The organism is Serratia sp. YC16 (genome assembly GCF_009707615.1).
Classification (GTDB): domain Bacteria; phylum Pseudomonadota; class Gammaproteobacteria; order Enterobacterales; family Enterobacteriaceae; genus Serratia; species Serratia surfactantfaciens.
Map to the genome: position 1 here is coordinate 86,529 of NZ_WLYN01000011.1, position 20,203 is coordinate 106,731.

The following is a 20,203-nucleotide window of genomic DNA, read 5'->3' on the forward strand; positions in this document are numbered from 1 at the left end:
TACCATAACTAATTAAAACCTTGATGTAAACCACTAATATCCCATTTAAATGACATTGAGGGTTGTCTCAGATATTCACTGTGTTAGGGTAAAAAGCTCTTTTATTTTGCTAAGGACAGCCCATAACGCTTTAATTAAACCAGAGGAAACAGCAAATTGCATGGCAATTAAACTCGAAGTAAAGAACCTGTATAAGATATTTGGCGAACACCCGGAACGCGCATTCAAACTGCTGGATAAAGGTCTGACAAAAGATCGGCTGTTGGAAAAAACCGGCTTATCGCTCGGCGTAAAAGACGCCACTCTGGCCATTGAAGAAGGCGAGATATTTGTCATCATGGGGCTCTCCGGTTCCGGCAAGTCCACCCTGGTACGCCTTCTCAATCGTCTGATAGAACCCACCCGCGGTCAGGTGCTGATCGACGGTGAGGACATCGCCAAAATATCCGACGCCGCGCTGCGCACCGTGCGGCGAAATAAGATCAGCATGGTATTTCAGTCATTCGCGCTTATGCCGCATATGAATGTCCTGAATAACACCGCCTTTGGTATGGAATTAGCCGGCATACCGCTGCAAGAACGCCAGGAAAAAGCGCTGGACGCCCTGCGCCAGGTCGGGCTGGAGAATTATGCGTTGTCTTATCCGGATGAATTATCCGGCGGCATGCGTCAACGCGTGGGATTAGCCCGTGCGATGGCCAACGACCCGGATATATTATTGATGGACGAGGCCTTCTCGGCGCTCGATCCGTTAATTCGCACCGAGATGCAGGATGAGCTGGTGAAATTACAGGCCCAGCATCAGCGCACCATCGTATTTATTTCCCACGATCTGGACGAAGCGATGCGCATTGGCGATCGCATCGCCATCATGCAGGGCGGCGAAGTGATCCAGGTCGGCACGCCGGACGAGATCCTGAATAACCCGGCCAACGACTATGTGCGCACTTTCTTCCGCGGTGTGGACATCAGTCATGTGTTCAGCGCCAAGGATATCGCCCAACGACGCCCGGTAACGCTGATCCGCAAAACTCCCGGCTTTGGCCCACGCTCGGCGCTGCAGCTGCTGCGCGATGAGGACCGTGATTATGGTTATGTTGTTGAACGCGGGAAGAAATTTATCGGCGTGGTGTCGATAGAGTCGCTGAAAAAGGCGCTGTCCGCCAATCAGACGCTGGACGATGCCCTGCTCGAAGCGCCCGCCGCCGTGCCGGCCGACACGCCGCTCAGCGATCTGATCTCTCTGGTCGCCCAGGCGCCGTGCGCGGTACCGGTGGTATGCGAAGAACATAACTATCTCGGCATCATCTCCAAGGCCATGCTGCTGCAGGCGTTGGACAAGGAGGGCTCCGCCAATGAGTGATACCACGCAAACCCAAGATCCCTGGGCTACCGCACCGGCCGATACCGGCGCCGCACCCGCTCACGATGCCGCCGCCAACGCCGGCGACGCCTGGTCCAGCGCGCCACCGCCGGCCGCCCATGACGCCGCCGCGTCAGGCGCCGATTGGCTGAGCAGCGCCCCGGCCCAGCCGGAGCACTTCAGCCTGCTCGATCCGTTCCACAAAGCCTGGGTGCCGTTCGACGCCTGGGTCACGCAAGGCATCGACTGGCTGGTGCTGCACTTCCGCCCGCTGTTCCAGGGCATCCGCGTGCCGGTGGACATGATCCTGAGCGGCTTCCAGCAACTGCTGCTGGGCATGCCGGCACCGATCGCCATTCTGGTGTTCTCGCTGCTCGCCTGGCAGGTCGCCGGTTTCGGCATGGGCGCCGCAACGCTGCTCTCCCTGGTCGCCATTGGCGCCATCGGCGCCTGGTCGCAGGCGATGGTCACGCTGGCACTGGTGCTGACCGCGCTGTTCTTCTGCATCCTTATCGGCCTGCCGCTCGGCATCTGGCTGGCGCGCAGCAAGCACGCCGCCAAGGTGATAAGGCCGCTGCTCGACGCGATGCAAACCACCCCGGCCTTCGTCTATCTGGTGCCGATCGTCATGCTGTTCGGCATCGGCAACGTGCCGGGCGTGGTGGTGACCATTATCTTCGCGCTGCCGCCGATCGTGCGTCTGACCATTCTCGGCATCAAGCAGGTGCCGGAGGATCTGATCGAGGCCGCCGAATCCTTCGGCGCCAGCCCACGCCAGCTGCTGTTCAAGGTGCAGCTGCCGCTGGCGATGCCGACCATCATGGCCGGCGTGAACCAGACGCTGATGTTGGCGCTGTCGATGGTCGTCATCGCCTCGATGATCGCCGTCGGCGGTCTGGGGCAGATGGTGCTGCGCGGCATCGGCCGGCTGGATATGGGCCTGGCCGCCGTCGGCGGCGTCGGCATCGTGATCCTGGCGATCATTCTCGATCGCCTCACCCAATCGCTGGGGCGCGATCGCCGCAGCAAGGGCATCGGCCGCTGGTACCGTCGCGGCCCTATCGGGTTGCTTACCCGCCCGTTCATCAAACAAGCCTGACGCTTTTCCCGCCGGCGGCTGTGGCCCCGGCGGGCTATGACACCACCACATTGAAAGAGGGGAAACACTATGCGCACCACGGGCATCTGGGCTCTCGCCCTGACGACGCTGATTGGTACACAGAGCGCCATTGCGGCGGATTTACCCGGTAAGGGGATCGCGGTACAGCCGGTGCAAAGCACCATTTCCGAAGAGACGTTCCAGACGCTGCTGGTTAGCAAGGCGCTGGAAAAACTGGGTTACGACGTGAAGGAACCGCGCGAGGTGGATTACAACGTCGCCTACACCTCCATCGCCTCCGGCGACGCGACCTTTATCGCGGTCAACTGGGATCCGCTGCACGCCGATCAGTACAAGGCCGCCGGCGGCGACGCCAAGTTCTACCGTGAAGGCGTCTACGTCAACGGCGCCGCGCAGGGTTACCTGATCGACAAGAAAACCGCCAAGCAGTACCACATCACCAACGTCGAGCAGCTCAAGGATCCCAAGATCGCCAAGCTGTTCGACACCAACGGCGACGGCAAGGCCGATCTGACCGGCTGCACCCCGGGGTGGGGCTGCGAGGCGGTGATCAACCACCACATCAAGGCCTACGGCCTGAGCAACACCGTCGAACACAATCAGGGCAACTACGCGGCGATGATCGCCGACACCATCACCCGCTACAAAGAGGGCAAGCCGGTGCTGTATTACACCTGGACGCCGTACTGGGTCAGCGATGTGATGGTACCGGGCCGCGACGTGGTCTGGCTGCAGGTGCCGTTCTCCTCCCTGCCGGGCGAGCAGAAAAGCGTCGATACCAAGCTGCCTAACGGCGCCAACTACGGCTTCCCGGTCAACACCATGCGCATCGCCGCCAACAAACAGTGGGCCGAAGCCAACCCGGCGGCCGCCAAGCTGTTCGCCATCATGAAGCTGCCGATCGCTGACATCAACGCGCAAAACCTGCGCATGCACGAAGGCCAGGCTTCGGAAGCCGACATCCAAAACCACGTTAACGGCTGGATCAAGGCGCACCAGGCGACCTTCGACGGCTGGGTGAAAACCGCCGCCGCCGCGGCGAAGCCGTAACCACTCGGGGGCGCCGCAACCGCGCGCCCCTTACCCCGCCAGATCGATGCCGCTGAACTGTAAAAAGCGTGCGGCGGCATTCGACAAGGGCTGCGGCCAAATGCAGTACACCTGGCGCCGCGGCCCGTCTTCAATCGGAATCGACACCAGCGCGCTTAGACGCTGCGCGGTCGAGATCGGTACGATCCCCGCCGCCAACCCGCGCCGCACCAGATTCTCCAGCCATTCGATATGATCGATCTCAAAACTGACATGCCGGCGGATACCCGCCGCCAGGAAGGCGCGATCGGTTTGACGCCGCGCGCCGGTGCCGCTGTAGAAATCCACCAGCGGCACTTCCGCCAGCGCCTGCAGATTCACCCGCTCGCGGTTGGCCAACGGATGCTGCGGCGCCACCAACGCCACCAGCGGCTCATCGGTCAACTGCCGGTGCGACATCGGCAACAGGTCGACATCGCCGGGCCAGATGCCGACGAACGCCATATCGCACTTCTGCTGACGCACGTCCTCCAGCAGGGCTTCGCTCATGCCGACGTAAAGGCGGATGTTCACCGCCGGATAGTGGCGATGAAACTTGTCGAGCTTTTCGGTCAGATCAATCGCGTTTATGGTTGAAATGGTGCCGATGGTGAGCGTGCCGGACACCGCATCACCGGCGGCGGTCACTTCTTCCACCAGCGCCTGCTGCGCCGCCAACAGCCGCTGCGCCGACGGAATGAAAGCCTGGCCGGCGGGCGTCAGCCGCACCCGGCGCGAGGTGCGTTCAAACAGCGTACAGCCCAGCTCTTCTTCCAGTTTGGCAATCTGGTGGCTGAGTGCCGACTGCACCGTATGGCAGCGCTGCGCCGCCCGGGTGAAGCTCTGCTCTTCCGCCACCGCCAGCGCATAGCGGATCTGTTTCAGGTTCATGGCATCTATCTTGAAATGAGATAAATAAAATGAAAATTATACATTGGTTTCCCAATGCGCGTTGCCGGATACTGCGCGCTATCTTTTTCCCGTGATGAAAAAATCATGAACCAACAAAACGCCCATCCGGGCCTCAGCCCGGCGCTGACCGTGCTGATCGCCATCGCAACCGGCCTGGCGGTCGCCAGCAACTACTATGCGCAACCGCTGCTGGAAACCATCGCCACCGGTTTCAACCTGTCGGTCAACCAGGCCGGCTTTATCGTTACCGCCGCGCAGCTGGGTTACGCCACCGGCCTGCTGCTGCTGGTGCCGCTCGGCGACATGTTCGAACGCCGCGGCCTGATCGTGTTCATGACGCTGCTGGCCGCCGGGGGCATGTTGATCACCGCCACCTCCGCCACGCTGCCGATGATGATCCTCGGCACCGCGCTCACCGGGCTGTTCTCGGTGGTGGCGCAGATCCTGGTGCCGCTGGCCGCCACGTTGGCCCACCCGGAAAAGCGCGGCAAGACCGTCGGCATCATCATGAGCGGCCTGCTGCTCGGCATCCTGCTGGCGCGTACCGTCGCGGGCGCATTGGCGTCGTTCGGCGGCTGGCGCACCATCTACTGGGTCGCCAGCGTGCTGATGATCCTGATGGCGCTGGTCTTGTGGCGCGCACTGCCGCGCTATAAGCAACACTCCGGGCTGAACTACCCGCAGCTGCTGGCCTCGATCTTCAGCCTGTTCTGCCGCACGCCGCTGCTGCGCACCCGCGCCATTCTCGGCGCCCTGTCGTTCGCCAACTTTAGCGTGCTCTGGACCTCCATGGCCTTTCTGCTCGCCGCACCGCCGTTCAACTATTCCGAGGGCGTGATCGGGCTGTTCGGCCTGGTGGGTGCCGCCGGCGCGCTGGCCGCCTCGCGCGCCGGTCATCTGGCGGACAAAGGCAAGGCCGGGTTGACCACCACCGTCGGCCTGGTGTTGCTGCTACTGTCGTGGATACCTATCGCGCTGGCTAAACAATCGCTGTGGGCGCTGATCGCCGGCATCCTGATCCTCGATCTAGCGGTGCAGGCGGTGCACGTCACCAACCAGAGCGTGATGTATCGCATCATGCCGGACGCGCGCAACCGCCTGACCGCCGGCTATATGACCAGCTACTTTATCGGCGGCGCTCTCGGTTCGCTGCTCTCCGCCTCGGCCTATCAGCATGCCGGCTGGTACGGTGTCGCCGCCGCCGGGGGGATTCTATGCCTGCTCAACCTGCTGACCTGGTGGCTCGGCAAACGCCACGATCCGCAGGGGCCGGCGACAATCTGATTACCTTGCAAATAGTAACCAAAGAAATTTATTAGCGGTGCAGGGTATAAACATTACTTACTCTCTGGTAATGTTCTGGGCATAAACTATTGAAACCCTATCTACCCTGCGACCCACAACCATGCAAAGCCAAGCTGCAGACAGCCTTACTCCGCCCGCCGTCAGCGCCACCTTCGCCAACGGCGTCGTCGACAGTTTGCCGATCGTCATCGGGTACGTCCCGGTGGCGTTCGCCTTCGGCCTCAGCGCCGTCAAGCTGGGCTTCTCCCCGCTGGAAAGCATTTTCTTCTCCTGCATCATCTACGCCGGCGCCAGCCAGTTCGTGATCACCGCCCTGCTGAGCGCCGGCATGTCGCTGTGGGTCTCCGCGCTGACGGTGATGGCGATGGATGTGCGCCATCTGTTGTACGGCCCGGCGCTGCGCCACCGCATCGTCTCGCGCATGTCGCCCGGTAAAACGGCGATATGGGCCTTTGGGCTGACCGATGAGGTCTTCGCCGCCGCTACCGCCAAGCTGATGCGCAATAACCGCAGCTGGAGCGAAAACTGGATGCTGGGCATCGCGCTCTGTTCCTGGCTCTCCTGGGTGGCCGGCACCGCGCTCGGCGCGCTGTTCGGCAATGGCCCGCTGGAGCAGTTCCCGGTGATCGAAGCCTCGCTTTCATTCATGCTGCCGGCGCTGTTTCTCAGCTTCCTGCTGGCCGCTTTCCGGCGCCCGCAGAGCCTGACCATCGCCGCCGCACTGGCCGGCGCGCTGCTCGGCGTGGTGCTGTTCTCCATCCCGGTCGCCATTTTGGCCGGCATCGGCGCCGGCTGTATCGCCGCCCTGTTCCAACCCGCACATGCGGAGGCCGCTCATGAACACTGATGTGCTGGTGATTGGTCTGGTGGTGGGCTGCGCCAATTACCTGTTCCGTTATCTGCCGCTGCGGCTGGCGCCGGCGCGCGCCCAACCCGGCATCAAACGCGGTAAAGCCGCCCTGCTGCTCGACAGCATCGGCATCGCCTCGATCTGCGCCCTGCTGGTGGTCTCCAGCACGCCGGTGGTGATGCGCGAACCGGACAAGCTGCTGCCGACGCTGGCGGGCTTCGCCGCGCTGGCGCTGTGCTTCTACCGCAGCAAAAGCATCATTCTGTCGACGCTGCTCGGCGCGACGGCCTTTGGCGTCACATTAAAACTGTTAATGCTTTTCGGTCCGGGCTGACACCGCTTCCGGCCATTTGGTGTTTTCATGCGCCGCATCTTTACAAACACTGACAAATGACACGAATTGCTAAATTATCCGCACGGCTGAACATTTACATTATTTGTCACCGTCGTTACTATCTCGAACGAAATTAATGAGGCCCTAAATTATGGAAAGCTCGTTTGCCCCCATAGAACAAATGCTGAATTTCCGCGCCACCCGGCAGAAAGATTTCCCTTATCAGGAAATCCTGCTGACCCGCCTGTGCATGCACATGCAAGGTAAGTTGCTGGAAAATCGCAATAAAATGCTTAAGGCGCAGGGGATTAACGAAACACTGTTTATGGCGCTGATTACCCTGGATGCGCAGGAAAGCCACAGCATCCAACCTTCTGAGCTAAGCTCTGCCTTAGGCTCCTCGCGCACCAATGCAACCCGCATCGCCGACGAGCTGGAGAAACGCGGTTGGATCGAGCGCCGGGAAAGCGACAACGATCGCCGCTGCCTGCATCTGCATCTGACGCCGCAGGGGGAAGAATTTCTCAGTCAACTGCTGCCGCCGCAGCACCAATGTCTGCATTTCCTGTGGTCCACGCTGACCGACGATGAGCAAAAACAGCTGGAACAGCTGACGCGCAAATTGCTGGCACGTCTGGATCAAATGGAAATCACAGAACAGTTATCCTAATTCACAATTTCTGTTCAGGTACCTACTTATGCGATCCCCATTTAACTGGAGATTCACCCCGCTGTTCGCCGTGTTGCTGCTGGCCGGGTGCGCTTCGACCGATAATATTGCTCCGCAATCCACGCTGATGGATCCGCAGAGCCTGCAGTTGGCTCAGCCGAAAGTCAGCTCGCTGGCCGTCAGCCCGCAGTGGTGGCGCGCCCTCAAGGATCCGCAGTTGGACACGTTGATGACGCAGACGCTGCAAAGCTCGCCGACCCTGCGCCAGGCCGCCGCCCGCGTACGTGAAGCGCAGAGCGTGGTGGGCGAAGCCAACGCAGCCAACGGGCCGAACCTGGATCTGAACGCCAGCACCCAGCGCCAGCGCATACCGCAAAACGTCAATATGGGGCTGGGGTATCCACAAAAACCTATCTATGAAAGCTCCAACTCACTGGGGTTAAATTTGGCGTATGAATTCGACTGGTGGGGCAAATACCGCAACCAGGTGAACGCCGCCAAGGCGCAAGTGAACGCCGCACGCGCCGAGCAGGAGCAGGCGGCGCTGACGCTGACCAGTTCGGTAGCCTCCGCCTACTACCAGCTGCAAAGCAACCTGGCGCTCGAGAAGCTGCTGCAGCAGGAAGTGAACAACAATGAGCGCCTGACCGCGCTGCGCCAACAACGCTATCAGGCCGGCCTGACCGGCGTCGACGTGCCGCAACAAACTCAGGCGCAGTCCGACGTCGCCAAGCAGCAGATCCTGCAGCTGCAGTCGCAGATCGAGCAGCTCAGACACCAGCTCGCCGCGCTGGCGGGCCAGGGGCCAAACGCCATGCAGCACCTGCGTCAGGTGCCGCTGCCCGCCGACAACCTGATGGCGCCGCAGGGCGAGCTGACGGCGGATCTGCTGGGCAAACGCCCGGACATCGCCGCGCAGCGCCAGCTGGTGGAGTCTTACAGCCAGCGCGTCAGCGCCGCGCGCAAAGAGTTTTACCCCAGCCTGACCATTTCAGCCTTCGCCGGTCTGATGACCACCAATGTCGGTGGCACCAACCCGAACCTGTTTGAAGCGGCCAGCCAGGCCTGGAACGTGATGCCGGCGATTTCGCTGCCGATCTTCCACGCCGGGGCGCTGCGCAGCAAGCTGGGCGAGGAATCCGCGCTGTATGACGAAGCGGTGGAATCCTATAACCAAACCATCCTGAATGCGGTACAGGAAACCGCCGACGCCATCACTATCCAGCAGAGCTCTGCGCAACAGCAGCTGCAGGCGGCGTCCGCGGCCCAGTCGATGCAACAGGTGTACCAGGTCGCCAGTGCCCGTTACCAGGCAGGGATTATCGGGCGCGACGATCTGTTGACCAGCCAGACGCAGCTATTGCAGCAGCAACAGGCGGAGTTGAATGCCAGCAGCAATTTACTGCAGGCGAAGATAGGACTGATCCGCGCGCTGGGCGGTGGCTATCAGGCCCCGGCCGCAGCGGATTCGAAAGCATAATAATATAAGGCTTGGAGAACACCATGAGCGCAAGCGCGGAAATCCAAAACCCGCAGCAGCCGAACGGCAAAAAGAAGCAGCGCAAGTTTTGGCTGCTGTTGTTGACGGCTATTTTCATTGTTATAGGGGTGGCTTACTTAGTGTATTGGTTCCTGGTGCTGCGTCATCACCAGGAAACCGACGACGCCTACGTCTCCGGCAACCAGGTGCAGATCATGGCCCAGGTGTCAGGCAGCGTGAACAGCGTCAATTTTGACAACACCGACTACGTCAAACAGGGCGACGTGCTGCTGACGCTCGATCCGACCGATGCCGAGCAGGCGTTTGAACGCGCCAAGACCGGCCTGGCCAACAGCGTGCGTCAAACCCACCAGCTGATCATCAACAGCAAGCAGTATCAGGCCAACATCGCCCTGCGCAAGACCGATCTGAGCAAGGCCGAGAACGATCTGAAACGCCGCGTGGTGCTGGGCAGCGTTGACGCCATCGGCCGCGAAGAGCTGCAACACGCTCGCGATGCGGTCGACAGCGCCAAGGCCGCGCTGGAAGTGGCGGTGCAGCAATACAACGCCAACCAGGCGATGGTGCTGAATACCCCGCTGGAACAGCAGCCGGCGATCCAACAGGCCGCCGCGCAGATGCGCGACGCCTGGCTGGCGCTGCAGCGTACCAAAGTTGTCAGCCCAATTACCGGTTATGTCTCGCGCCGCAGCGTGCAGGTGGGTGCGCAAATTGCCGCCGGTTCGCCGCTGATGGCGGTGGTGCCGGCCGATCACATCTGGGTTGACGCCAACTTCAAGGAAACACAGATCGCCAACATGCGCATCGGCCAGCCGGCGACGGTGGTCAGCGACGTGTACGGTGACGACGTGGTGTATCAGGGCAAAGTGGTCGGTATCGACATGGGCACCGGCAGCGCCTTCTCGCTGCTGCCGGCGCAGAACGCCACCGGCAACTGGATCAAGGTGGTGCAACGCCTGCCGGTGCGTATTGAGCTCGACGCCAAACAGGTTGCCGATCATCCGCTGCGCATCGGCCTGTCGACGCTGGTGACCGTCGACACCGCCAATCTGGACGGCCGCGTGCTGGCCGACGTGGTACGCGATAAACCGCTGTACCAGAGCAACGCGTTGGCGTTGAATCTGGCGCCGGTTAATCAGCTGATCGCCGATGTGATCCATGCGAACGCCGGCTAAGCGCGCGGGAGGCCATCTTGCCACAGAAACCGCTTGAAGGCGCCCAGCTCGCCTGGATGACGGTCGCGCTCGCCATGGCGACCTTCATGCAGGTGCTGGACTCCACCATCGCCAACGTGGCGATCCCCACCATTGCCGGTAACCTCGGGTCTTCCAACTCGCAGGGCACCTGGGTGATCACCTCGTTCGGCGTGGCGAACGCCATCTCGATCCCGATCACCGGCTGGCTGGCGAAGCGCATCGGCGAAGTGCGGCTGTTCCTCTGGTCCACCGCGCTGTTCGTCCTCGCCTCCTGGCTGTGCGGCATCTCCAACAGCCTCGGCATGCTGATCTTCTTCCGCGTGATCCAGGGCGTGGTGGCCGGGCCGCTGATCCCGCTGTCGCAGAGTCTGTTGCTGAACAACTACCCGCCCGCCAAGCGAGCGATGGCCCTGGCGCTCTGGTCGATGACCGTTATCGTCGCGCCGATCTTCGGGCCGATCCTCGGCGGCTACATCAGCGACAACTACCATTGGGGCTGGATCTTCTTCATCAACATCCCGATCGGCGCCTTCGTTATCATGGCGGCGATGGCGACGTTGAAGGGGCGAGAAACCAAAACCGAGATCAAGCCGATCGACACCGTCGGCCTGGTGCTGCTGATCGTCGGCATCGGTTCGCTGCAGGTGATGCTAGACCAGGGCAAGGAGCTAGACTGGTTCAACTCGACCGAGATCATCACCCTAACCGTGGTGGCGGTGGTGGCGCTGCTGTTCCTGGTGGTGTGGGAGCTGACGGACGACCACCCGGTGGTGGATCTGTCGCTGTTCAAGTCGCGTAACTTCACCATCGGCTGTCTGTGCATCAGCCTGGCCTACATGCTGTACTTCGGCGCCATCGTGCTGTTGCCGCAGCTGCTGCAAGAGGTGTACGGCTATACCGCCACCTGGGCGGGGCTGGCTTCGGCGCCGGTCGGGCTGATCCCGGTGCTGCTGTCGCCGATCATCGGTAAGTTCGGCAACCGGCTCGACATGCGCAAGCTGGTGACCTTCAGCTTCATCATGTATGCCGTGTGCTTCTACTGGCGCGCCTATACCTTTGAACCGGGCATGGACTTCGGCGCTTCGGCGTGGCCGCAGTTCGTTCAGGGCTTCGCCATCGCCTGCTTCTTCATGCCGTTGACCACCATCACGCTGTCCGGCCTGCCGCCGGAACGCATGGCGGCGGCATCGAGCCTGTCGAACTTTACGCGAACGCTGGCGGGCTCGATCGGCACCTCGATCACCACCACCCTGTGGACGCAGCGCGAATCGCAGCATCACGCGCAGCTGACGGAGTTCGTCAACCCTTACAATCCGCAGTCGCAGGAGATGTACCGACAGCTGGAGCAGCTCGGCATGAGCAAGCAGCAGGCGTCGGCCTACATCGCCAACGAGATCACCGCGCAGGGCCTGATCATCTCCGCCAACGAGATCTTCTGGCTGTCGGCCGGGGTATTCCTGGTGCTGCTGGCGCTGGTGTGGGTGGCGAAACCGCCGTTCAGTTCCGGCGGCGGCGGGGGCGGCGGCGCTCACTAAGCTTCAATAAACGAAACGGGCGCCCTGAGGCGCCCGTTTTTTATCCGGCGGAATAAATATTACGCCTGATTCTGACGCCACCAGTCCGCCAGCAGAATGCCGGTCGCGACGGAAACGTTCAGGCTTTCCACCTTGCCGGTGCCGCCGATGGACACGTTCATGTCGCCTTGCTGCCAGGCGCTGTCGCTCAGACCGTCGCGCTCCTGGCCCAGCACCAGCACCATCTTGGCCGGCAGCTTGGCTTGCGCCAGCGCGGTGCCTTTGTGGCTGGAGGTGGTGACGATGGTGTAGCCCGCTTTGCGGAAGGTATCCAGCACCGACAGGAAATCATCGGCGTTGATCGCCTTGATATGCTCCGCGCCGCCTTCTGCGGTGCGCACCGCCGCGCCGGACTCCAGCAGCGCCGGATCCTGCAGCAGCACGCCGTTGACGCCGAAGTGGGCGCAAGAACGGACGATGGCACCCAGGTTATGCGGGTTGCCCACTTCTTCCAGCGCCAGCACGCAGTCGGTCGCCGGCGCGGTTTTCAGGTAGCTCTGCGCATCCAGACCCTGACGTTTTTTGATCAGGAAGCACACGCCGCCGTGGTGCTCGGTGCCGGAAGCCTTGGCCAGCTCTTCCTCGTCCACCACGTGGTAGGCTTTGCGGTTCGCCGCCATCCAGCGCAGCGCTTCGCGGAAGCGCGGGGTGACCGACTGCACGAACCAGGCGCGCACGATCGCTTCCGGACGGCTGGCGAACAGCGCCTGACAGGCGTTTTCACCGTAAACGCGGGTTTCTTCCGCGCGCTGGCGGCGCAACTGTTCCGGATCGATAAAGCTTTTGCCGCTGATGCCGCCGTGATCGAACGCCGGCTCTTCATTCGGCGCGCGCGAAACGGTTCTCCACGGCGACTCGTTGCCACCGCGATCTTCTGAGCGCGCCGGACGGCGAGGACGATCGCTTTCACTGCGGCGGGAGTCGGCGCCGCGACGATCGTTGCCGCCGCGCGCCTTGTCTTGGCCGGTGCGGCCCGAGCGCGCACCGTCAGCCGGACGGCCTTTGCCGGCCGGACGTTTATTCTTGTTGCGGTCGTCGCCGTTGTCGTCGTCGCTGCGGACGTACATCACTTTAACTTTACCGTTCTTGCCACTAAATGAATCGTTCATTGTCTTCTCCACCAACGCGCAGGGCGCGAAGATTACCTGATGTTGGTGCATGAAGCCACCAACTTGCGCTAAAAGCTCCCAACTATCACATCCATTGAACAAACCTCATTGTTCATGCGCCGGGTTTTGCCGATAATTGTCAGCATTAAAGAAACATCTCCGCAACCGCGTTGCGGGGACCATGCTTTCTCTGTACCCGAGGTCAACATGAATACAGTTTGTGCAGCTTGCAATGCCACCAACCGTGTGCCGGAAGAACGTCTGGCGGACAACGCGAAATGCGGCCGCTGCGGCCACGAGCTCTTCGACGGTGAAGTGATCAACGCCACCGCCGCCACGCTGGACCAGTTGCTGCAGGACGATCTGCCGGTCGTGGTCGATTTCTGGGCGCCGTGGTGCGGTCCGTGCCGCAGCTTTGCGCCGATCTTCGAAGACGTGGCCGAAGAGCGCGCCGGCAAGGTGCGCTTCGTGAAAGTGAACACCGAAGCCGAGCCGGAGCTGAGCGCCCGTTTCCGCATCCGCAGCATCCCGACCATTATGGTGTTCCGTCAGGGCAAGATGGTCGACATGCTTAACGGCGCGATGCCGAAAGCGCCGTTTGACAACTGGCTCAACGAGTTGGTGTGATTCGGCAAGTATAGGCCGTATCCCGCCATCGCGCGCGAACGCCCCCGATCGAGCCCGCCTCTCCCGGCGGGCTTTTTTCTGCGTTACAATAGCGGTTTTTCCCCAGGATCGTTATGACCGACAACGCCGTACTTCGCCTGCGCCAATTCCGTTTAGACCGCGCCACCCGCCCCTTCCTGGCGCGCGGTTGCCGGGTGGCGCGTTGTCAGGGTTGCCTGCTGCCGCATAAAAACTGCCTGTGCGACACCATTCGCCCGCAGCAGGCCGGCAGCCGTTTCTGCCTGATCATGTTCGGCGCCGAGCCGCTCAAGCCCAGCAATACCGGCCGCCTGATCGCCGATATCCTGCCGGACACCCAGGCGTTCCTCTGGTCGCGCACCGAGATCGATCCCGCCCTGCTGGCGGCCATCAACGATCCGACGCGGCAGCCTTACGTGGTGTTCCCCGCCTCTTACGCCGACGCCGAACGCCCGGTGTTCAGCGAGCTGCCCGCCGGCGGCAAACCGCCGCTGTTCATCATGCTGGACGGCACCTGGGCGGAAGCGCGCAAAATGTTCCGTAAAAGCCCGTACCTCAATCAATTCCCGGTATTTTCCCTCAACGTCGACGCCGCATCGGATTATCAACTGCGCGAAGCCAGCCGCGCCGAGCAACACTGTACGGCGGAAGTGGCCGCCGCCCTGCTGCAACAGGCGGGCGATCTGCCGGCCGCCGACGGATTGAATCAGCATTTCCGCTATTTCCGTCAACAGTATCTGGCAGGAAAACCGACCCGGCCGGAGGCACCGGTCACAGCAATGTAGCCATAAAGCGCCTAAAATCAGGCGTAACGTTGCCAAAAGGAGCCGTGCATGAGCCAGCGAGGGTTAGAAGCGCTACTACGTCCCAAATCGATCGCCGTTCTGGGCGCTTCGCAACAGCCGGGCCGCGCCGGCAACCTGATGATGAGCAACCTGCTGGCCGGCGGTTTCAGCGGGCCTATCTTGCCGGTCACGCCGCGCTACAAGGCGGTATGCGGCGTCATGGCCTATCCCGACGTCGCCAGCCTGCCGCTGACGCCGGATCTGGCGATCATCTGCACCCACGCCGACCGCAATCTGGCGCTGATCGAAGCGCTGGGCCAACGCGGTTGTAAAACCGCCATCGTGCTCTCTTCGCCACCGGAACAGTTCGCCGAGCTGAAAGCCTGCGCGCAGCGCTACGCCATGCGGCTGCTGGGCCCCAACAGCCTGGGATTGCTGGCGCCGTGGCAGGGCATCAACGCCAGCTTCTCGCCGGTGCCTATCCAAAAAGGCAAGCTGGCGTTTATCTCGCAGTCCGCCGCCGTGGCCAACACCATTCTCGATTGGGCGCAACAGCGCGAGGTCGGCTTCTCCTATTTCATTGCGCTGGGCGACAGCCTGGATATCGACGTCGACGATCTACTCGACTTTTTGGCGCGCGACGGCAAGACCAGCGCCATCCTGCTGTATCTGGAAAACATCAGCGACGCGCGGCGTTTTCTCTCCGCTTCGCGCAGCGCCTCACGCAACAAACCCATTCTGGTGATCAAAAGCGGCCGCAGCCAACAGGCGCAGCTGTTGCTCAACAGCCAGCTGGGGCTGGACGCCGCCTATGACGCCGCCATCCAGCGCGCCGGTCTGCTGCGCGTGCAGGATACTCACGAGTTGTTCTCGGCGGTGGAAACCCTCAGCCATATGCACCCGCTACGCGGCGAGCGGCTGATGATCGTCAGCAACGGTGCGGCGCCGGCGGCGATGGCGCTGGACGAGCTGCTCGGGCGCAACGGCAAGCTGGCGACGCTGAGCGATGAGAGCCTGGCGACGTTGAGCGATGCGCTGCCGGATTTCATTCGCGCCGGCAACCCGCTCGATCTGCGCGACGACGCGACGCCGCAGCGTTACCTGGCGGCGCTCGAAGCGCTGCTCGACAGCCACGACTATGACGCGCTGCTGCTGATCCACGCGCCGAGCGCGGCCGCGCCGGGCACCGCCACGGCGCAGCGGCTGATCGACGCGCTGCACCGCCATGCGCGCGGCAAGCGCATCACATTGCTGACCAACTGGTGTGGCGAATACTCCTCGCAAGAGGCACGACGGCTGTTTACCGAAGCCGCCATTCCCACCTACCGCACGCCGGAAGGCGCGGTCACCGCCTTTATGCATATGGTGGAATACCGCCGCAACCAGAAGCAGCTGAAAGAGACGCCGGCGCTGCCGGTTGGCCTGACCGCCAACACCGCCGACGCCCACCGTCTGATCCACCAGGCGCTGGCCGAAGGGGCCACACAGCTGGATACCCACGAGGTGCAATCCATTCTGCAGGCCTATGACCTGAGCACCCTGCCAACCTGGATCGCCGAAGACAGCGCCGAGGCGGTACACATCGCCGAACAGATCGGCTATCCGGTGGCGCTGAAGCTGCGTTCGCCGGATATCCCGCACAAATCGGAAGTTCAGGGCGTGATGCTTTATCTGCGCACCGCGACCGAAGTGCAACGCGCGGCGGAGGCGATCCTCGACCGCGTGAAGCGCACCTATCCGCAGGCGCGTATCCACGGCCTGTTGGTGCAGAGCATGGCCAACCGCGCCGGCGCCCAGGAACTGCGTATCGCGGTGGAACAGGATGCCATTTTCGGCCCGCTGATCATGCTGGGCGAAGGCGGCGTGGAGTGGCGTCAGGAAAATCAGGTGGCGGTCGCGCTGCCGCCGCTGAATATGGCGCTGGCGCGTTATCTGGTGCTGCAGGCGGTGAAAGGCGGCAAGATCCGCGGGCGCAGCGCGCTGCGGCCTTTAGATATCCCCGGGCTAAGCCGCTTGCTGGTGCAGGTTTCCAACCTGATCCTCGATTGCCCGGAGATCGCCCGGCTGGATATTCACCCGGTGCTGGCTTCCGGCAGCGAATTCACCCTGCTGGACGTTTCGATGCAGCTCGCGCCGTTCAGCGGCGATCCGCAGGCGCGGCTGGCGATCCGCCCTTATCCGCATGAGCTGGAGGAAACCATCGCGCTGAAAGACGGCAGCCAGTGCCTGTTCCGTCCGATCCTGCCCGAAGACGAACCGGCGCTGAAGCATTTCATCGACCGGGTGACCAAGGAAGATCTCTATTATCGCTACTTCAGCGAGATCAGCGAGTTTACCCATGACGATTTGGCCAACATGACACAGATCGACTACGATCGAGAAATGGCCTTTGTGGCGGTGCGCGCAGACGAAATCATCGGCGTGACCCGCGCGTTGTCCGATCCGGACAACACCGATGCCGAGTTCGCCGTGCTGGTGCGTTCCGACCTGAAAGGGCTGGGGCTGGGCCGGCAACTGCTGGAAAAAATGATCGCCTATGCGCGCGCCCATGGCCTAACCCGCCTGAGCGGCATCACCATGCCGAATAACCGTGGCATGATCGCGCTGGCTCAGCGGCTGGGCTTTGGCATCGAGGTGCAGCTTGAGGACGGCATCGTCAATCTGACGCTGCCGCTGCAGGCCGCCGACGCGCAGTGACCTGCGTCGCAATGCGCTACGAATCCACCACTTAACGCCAAAACATACGCACAATCGAGGCAACTAATGGTATTATCGCCCGATTATTCGGTTTATTGTTTTTAAGCCTGTGGCGTTCCGGCCATCAATCATGAGAGAAGAAGCGCACTGTGATGTTGTCAAAATTTAAACGTAGCAAACATCAACAACACCTTGCACAACTGCCCAAACTCCCCCAGACGGTTGCTGACGTTCGTACTCTGTACGCGCCGTCCGACTTTCGCACCACGCTGCTGGATTCCATCGCCAACGCCACCCAACGCATCTATCTGGTGGCCCTGTATCTGGAGCATGACGACGCCGGGCGTGAGATCCTCAACGCACTGTATCAAGCCAAGCAACGGCGGCCCGAGCTGGAAATTTGCGTGCTGGTCGACTGGCACCGCGCACAGCGCGGGCGCATCGGCGCTGCCGCCGCCAATACCAACGCCGACTGGTATTGCGCCATGGCCAGCGAACACCCGGAACAGTCGGTGCCGATCTACGGCGTGCCGGTCAATACCCGTGAAGCGCTGGGTGTATTGCATCTGAAGGGCTTTGTGGTCGACGATACCGTGATCTACAGCGGCGCCAGCATCAACGACGTTTATCTGCATCAGCATGAGAAATACCGTTACGATCGCTACCAGCTGATCACCAATGAGGTGTTGGCCGATACCCTGATTGATTACATCAAGCAGCATCTGCTGACCGCCGGCGCGGTGCAGCGCCTCGATCGCAGCGATCGGCCGAAAAGCCCGGAGATTAAAAACGAGACCCGCCTGTTCCGTTTCGCCCTGCGCCGCGCCGGTTATCACTTCCGCGGCAAGGCCGGCAACGATGAGCTGGCGGTGACACCGTTGGTTGGGCTGGGCAAACAAAGCGTGCTGAATAAAACCATTCATCACCTGATGTCGTGCGCCGACCAGAAACTGACGCTGTGCACCCCCTATTTCAACCTGCCGGCGCTGCTGGTGCGCAACATCATCTATCTGCTGCGCCAGGGCAAACAGGTGGAGATCATCGTCGGCGATAAGACCGCCAACGACTTCTATATTCCGGAAGATCAGCCGTTCAAAATCATCGGCGCACTGCCCTACCTTTACGAGATCAACCTGCGCCGCTTCCTGAGCCGGTTGCAGCGTTACGTCGATACCGGCCAGCTGATCGTGCGGCTGTGGAAGGATGGCGATAACAGCTATCACCTGAAAGGCATGTGGGTGGACGAAGAGTGGCAGCTGATTACCGGCAATAACCTCAACCCGCGCGCCTGGCGGCTGGATCTGGAAAACGCCATTCTGATCCACGATCCCAAACAAGAGATGCGCGAGCAGCGGCAAAAAGAGCTGGAGTGCATCCGCACCCACACCACTGTGGTCGGCCATTATCAGGAACTGCAAAGCATTCAGCAGTACCCGATCAAGGTGCGCAAGCTGATTCGCCGCCTGCGCCGCATCCGCATCGATCGGCTGATTAGCCGCATCCTGTAAGCTCTACGCTAACCCCGGCCAAGGCCGGGGTTTTCATTACAGCTGTATCTCCTTGCCTTTGCGATGCAGCCGGAGCGAAACCAGCAACGCCAGCAGGCACATGCCGGAGACATACCAGAAGAAAGCGTTCTCCACGCCGAACGATTTTAGCGACAGCGCGACATATTCCGCCGAGCCGCCGAACAGGGCGTTCGCCACCGCATAAGACAAGCCCACCCCTAACGCGCGCACCTCCGGCGGAAACATCTCGGCTTTAAGCAGCCCGCTGATCGCGGTGTAGAAACTAACGATGAACAGCGCCAATACGATCAGGCCAAACGCCATAAAAGGGTTGGTCACTCCTTTCAGAGCGAACAGGATCGGTACCGTCAACACGGTGGCGAAGGCTGAGAAGATCAACATCGAGCTGCGACGGCCGATTTTATCCGAGAACGCGCCCACTGCCGGCTGCAGCAGCATAAAGACGAACAGTGCGACGGTCATGATGGCGCTGGCCAGCTTGGCGTCCATACCGGCGGTGTTGACCAGATATTTTTGCATGTAGGTGGTGAAGGTGTAAAAGGTCAGCGAACCGGCGGCGGTAAAGCCCAGCACCATCAGGAATGCCTTGCGGTTTTTCCACAGCCCCGTCAGCGAACCGGCATCCTTGTGGTTACGCGTCTTCGCATCGGAGGTTTCATTCAGCGAACGGCGCAGGTACAGCGCCACCACCGCCAACACCGCCCCCAAGGCGAACGGAATACGCCAGCCCCAGGCCTTCAGTTCTTCGCCGGACAAAATTTGCTGCAGGATCACCAATACCAGCAGGGCCAGCAGTTGCCCGCCGATCAAGGTGACGTACTGGAACGAAGCATAGAAACCGCGTCGCCCCTTGATCGCCACCTCACTCATATAGGTGGCGCTGGTGCCATATTCTCCACCTACCGACAGCCCCTGGAACAGGCGGGCGATCAGCAGCAGCGCCGGCGCCCAGCTGCCGATCGATTCATAAGTCGGCAGGCAGGCGATCACCAGCGATCCAGCGCACATCATGCAGACCGACAGCAGCATTGAGTTTTTACGACCATGTTTGTCAGCGATGTAGCCAAATAACCAACCGCCGATCGGCCGCATGAAGAAGCCGGCGGCGAATACCCCGGCGGTTTGCAACAGCTGCGTGGTGCTGTTGCCTGCCGGGAAGAACGAGGCGGCAAAGTAAATGGAACAGAAGGAGTAAACGTAAAAATCAAACCACTCCACCAGATTGCCTGATGAAGCCCCGACGATAGCGAAAATGCGTTTCTTGTTATCGAGCGCCCCCTGTTCGACGCCGTGCTCACCCTCAAGAGCCGAGGTTGTTTCTGTCATGATGTTTTCTCCGAGCCATAGCAATGATGAAATTCGGCTTCCTGCCGCCTGGTGTTACTTTATTGTTATTTATAAGTTAACAGCCAAACTTAATAGCGGACGAAGAATATCTGACATTCAGAGAAACAATGCGTTGGTTTTGTGATGAATATTAAACAGTACGATGAAAGTTGAAGCGGGTTACAACGGGGATTTTCCATTTTACGCATAGCAAAAAGC

17 protein-coding genes are annotated in these 20,203 nt (G+C 61.2%); 14 read left to right on the forward strand and 3 right to left on the reverse strand.

Going from position 1 to position 20,203, the window contains the following annotated elements:
* Nucleotides 1-160 precede the first annotated feature (160 nt).
* The 3 genes from proV to proX all read left to right on the forward strand — a co-directional run bounded on the left by proV (nt 161) and on the right by proX (nt 3,533).
* Nucleotides 161-1,363 carry a glycine betaine/L-proline ABC transporter ATP-binding protein ProV gene (gene proV, locus GKN89_RS21280; protein ID WP_063919959.1) on the forward strand — a complete coding sequence of 401 codons (1,203 nt, stop codon included), beginning with the start codon at nt 161-163 and terminating at the stop codon, nt 1,361-1,363.
* The gene (proW, locus tag GKN89_RS21285; protein ID WP_154747725.1) at nt 1,356-2,462 is read left to right on the forward strand and encodes a glycine betaine/L-proline ABC transporter permease ProW; all 1,107 of its coding nucleotides are present in this window, start codon (nt 1,356-1,358) and stop codon (nt 2,460-2,462) included. The genes proV and proW overlap by 8 nt, the downstream gene beginning before the upstream one ends.
* Before the next feature lie 69 nt (nt 2,463-2,531).
* Entirely contained in the window at nt 2,532-3,533 is a 1,002-nt protein-coding gene (gene proX, locus GKN89_RS21290) for a glycine betaine/L-proline ABC transporter substrate-binding protein ProX (protein WP_154747726.1), read from the forward strand.
* Nucleotides 3,534-3,563: 30 nt separating this feature from the next.
* Here the strand turns inward: proX and GKN89_RS21295 are convergent, their stop codons facing one another.
* Nucleotides 3,564-4,442, reverse strand: coding sequence for a LysR family transcriptional regulator (locus GKN89_RS21295; protein WP_019455589.1), 879 nt, complete (start codon nt 4,440-4,442; stop codon nt 3,564-3,566).
* 105 nt (nt 4,443-4,547) lie between these two features.
* Between GKN89_RS21295 and GKN89_RS21300 the strand changes: the two genes are divergently transcribed.
* The 7 genes from GKN89_RS21300 (at nt 4,548) to emrB (ending at nt 11,854) form a co-directional block, all read left to right on the forward strand.
* On the forward strand, nt 4,548-5,747 hold the full coding sequence (locus tag GKN89_RS21300; RefSeq protein WP_025160248.1) for an MFS transporter: 1,200 nt from the start codon (nt 4,548-4,550) through the stop codon (nt 5,745-5,747).
* Nucleotides 5,748-5,868: 121 nt separating this feature from the next.
* Complete coding sequence (locus GKN89_RS21305) at nt 5,869-6,615, forward strand: AzlC family ABC transporter permease (protein ID WP_019455591.1); 747 nt, start codon at nt 5,869-5,871, stop codon at nt 6,613-6,615.
* Entirely contained in the window at nt 6,605-6,952 is a 348-nt protein-coding gene (gene ygaH, locus GKN89_RS21310; protein WP_019455592.1) for an L-valine transporter subunit YgaH, read from the forward strand. The genes GKN89_RS21305 and ygaH overlap by 11 nt, the downstream gene beginning before the upstream one ends.
* Before the next feature lie 151 nt (nt 6,953-7,103).
* Nucleotides 7,104-7,622 (forward strand): transcriptional repressor MprA, encoded by a 519-nt coding sequence (gene mprA, locus GKN89_RS21315; RefSeq protein WP_025160249.1) that lies wholly within the window; start codon nt 7,104-7,106, stop codon nt 7,620-7,622.
* Between the two features lie 28 nt (nt 7,623-7,650).
* Nucleotides 7,651-9,102, forward strand: coding sequence for an efflux transporter outer membrane subunit (locus GKN89_RS21320; RefSeq protein ID WP_154747727.1), 1,452 nt, complete (start codon nt 7,651-7,653; stop codon nt 9,100-9,102).
* Between the two features lie 23 nt (nt 9,103-9,125).
* The gene (emrA, locus tag GKN89_RS21325; protein WP_154747728.1) at nt 9,126-10,298 is read left to right on the forward strand and encodes a multidrug efflux MFS transporter periplasmic adaptor subunit EmrA; all 1,173 of its coding nucleotides are present in this window, start codon (nt 9,126-9,128) and stop codon (nt 10,296-10,298) included.
* 17 nt (nt 10,299-10,315) lie between these two features.
* The gene (gene emrB, locus GKN89_RS21330) at nt 10,316-11,854 is read left to right on the forward strand and encodes a multidrug efflux MFS transporter permease subunit EmrB (RefSeq protein ID WP_019455596.1); all 1,539 of its coding nucleotides are present in this window, start codon (nt 10,316-10,318) and stop codon (nt 11,852-11,854) included.
* Nucleotides 11,855-11,913: 59 nt separating this feature from the next.
* Here emrB and GKN89_RS21335 read toward each other — a convergent pair whose 3' ends face one another.
* Nucleotides 11,914-13,002, reverse strand: coding sequence for a tRNA/rRNA methyltransferase (locus GKN89_RS21335; protein ID WP_019455597.1), 1,089 nt, complete (start codon nt 13,000-13,002; stop codon nt 11,914-11,916).
* A 207-nt stretch (nt 13,003-13,209) separates the two neighbouring features.
* Between GKN89_RS21335 and trxC the strand changes: the two genes are divergently transcribed.
* The 4 genes from trxC to pssA all read left to right on the forward strand — a co-directional run bounded on the left by trxC (nt 13,210) and on the right by pssA (nt 18,637).
* The gene (gene trxC / locus GKN89_RS21340) at nt 13,210-13,629 is read left to right on the forward strand and encodes a thioredoxin TrxC (RefSeq protein ID WP_004928868.1); all 420 of its coding nucleotides are present in this window, start codon (nt 13,210-13,212) and stop codon (nt 13,627-13,629) included.
* A gap of 113 nt (nt 13,630-13,742) precedes the next feature.
* Nucleotides 13,743-14,432, forward strand: a complete 690-nt coding sequence (locus GKN89_RS21345; RefSeq protein WP_033649762.1) for a tRNA-uridine aminocarboxypropyltransferase — start codon at nt 13,743-13,745, stop codon at nt 14,430-14,432.
* Nucleotides 14,433-14,480: 48 nt separating this feature from the next.
* Nucleotides 14,481-17,129: a bifunctional acetate--CoA ligase family protein/GNAT family N-acetyltransferase gene (locus GKN89_RS21350; protein ID WP_019455599.1), complete on the forward strand. Its 2,649-nt coding sequence runs from the start codon at nt 14,481-14,483 to the stop codon at nt 17,127-17,129.
* A 152-nt stretch (nt 17,130-17,281) separates the two neighbouring features.
* Nucleotides 17,282-18,637 carry a CDP-diacylglycerol--serine O-phosphatidyltransferase gene (gene pssA / locus GKN89_RS21355; RefSeq protein ID WP_154747729.1) on the forward strand — a complete coding sequence of 452 codons (1,356 nt, stop codon included), beginning with the start codon at nt 17,282-17,284 and terminating at the stop codon, nt 18,635-18,637.
* 36 nt (nt 18,638-18,673) lie between these two features.
* On the opposite strand, the gene GKN89_RS21360 is transcribed toward pssA, so the two are convergent.
* Nucleotides 18,674-19,984 (reverse strand): MFS family transporter, encoded by a 1,311-nt coding sequence (locus tag GKN89_RS21360; RefSeq protein ID WP_063919965.1) that lies wholly within the window; start codon nt 19,982-19,984, stop codon nt 18,674-18,676.
* Nucleotides 19,985-20,203: the final 219 nt, after the last annotated feature.